The organism is Synechococcus sp. 1G10 (genome assembly GCF_002252625.1).
GTDB lineage: Bacteria > Cyanobacteriota > Cyanobacteriia > PCC-6307 > Cyanobiaceae > Regnicoccus_A.
Genome location: NZ_NQKW01000066.1, coordinates 1 through 1,067, shown reverse-complemented (window position 1 = coordinate 1,067; position 1,067 = coordinate 1). Strand labels below are relative to the sequence as shown.

Genomic DNA, 1,067 nt, shown 5'->3' with positions numbered 1-1,067 from the left:
CCCCAGGACGGGGGAACTGGTGATCAACCCGACCTTTGCCGCCTTTGCCCGGCACTGGGGTTTCACCCCAAAGGCCTGCTGGCCGCACCGACCGCAGACCAAGGGGAATGACGAACGGGGTGTGGGCTATGTGAAACGCAGCGGCATCGCCGGGCACCGCTTTGACACCTGGGGCCAGATGGAGAGCCATCTGGAGTGGTGGAACCGGGAGATCGCCGACATGCGGATCCACGGCACCACGGGCGAGCAGCCGCTTGTGCGGTTTGAGCGGAACGAGGCCAGGGCGCTGATGGCGCTGAGTGGCAAGCCGTCGTACCTGGCGGAGCAGGAGTTCACCCGCCGTGTAGCCAAGGACTGCTGCGTGCAGGTGGAGGGCAACTGGTACAGCGTGCCGGCGGCCTTGGTGCGCCAGAACGTGATGGTGCAGATCCGCCATCAGCAGGTGGTGATCCGCCAGAGCGGCCGGATCGTGGCGCGCCACACCAGGCAGGCGGCCAACCAGCGCTCGCGCCAGGTGATCGCCGCCATTAAGACAACGGCGCCGTCGCTGCAGTGGTTGTGGAGCTGTCTGCGGTGCGGCGCTCCGCGCTGGCCCGGCCGCTGAGCGACTACGCGGCCGTGGTGGCGGAGGTGGGCTGATGACACGTAACCGGCAACAGACAAAAGATGCGGGGGCGAGCACCAACCCCGGTAGCGACCAGACCGAGATTCAGCGGCTGGTGGAGGATCTCGACGGGATGCTCAGCCGCCTGCGGCTGGGAGCGATCCGCGAGCAACTCGATGGGCTGCTGGAGGAAGCCGCCAGGCAGCAGCTGAATCTGCGCGAGGCCCTGGCGTGGCTCTGCGCCGCCGAGGTGGCCAGCAAGAAACAGCGGCGGCTGTCGATGGCCATGACCATCGCCCACTTCCCATGTGTGCGCACGCTGGAGGGATTTGAGTTCGAGGCCGACGGCGCCGCACCCAGCGATGTTCGCGCAATACCGTTGCGCCGCGTGGTATCTGACCAAATGCATCGCAAGACTAGCCGTGGTTCACGGGTCTGAGAACCGCATGGTCACACCCCTGCA

Annotated in this window: 1 protein-coding gene and 1 pseudogene; both read left to right on the top strand. The window is 66.6% G+C overall.

Annotated elements, in window-relative coordinates; all coding sequences use genetic code 11:
- A pseudogene (locus CJZ82_RS18560) lies at positions 1-604 on the top strand (hypothetical protein); the annotation flags it as partial.
- Between the two features lie 34 nt (positions 605-638).
- Positions 639-1,043, top strand: a complete 405-nt coding sequence (locus CJZ82_RS17485) for an ATP-binding protein (RefSeq protein ID WP_094557000.1) — start codon at positions 639-641, stop codon at positions 1,041-1,043.
- Positions 1,044-1,067: the final 24 nt, after the last annotated feature.

What these genes read in the sequence shown, in the direction of transcription:
- CJZ82_RS17485 (WP_094557000.1), top strand. Translation starts at nt 639, where the DNA reads ATGACACGTAACCGGCAACAGACAAAAGATGCGGGGGCGAGCACCAAC.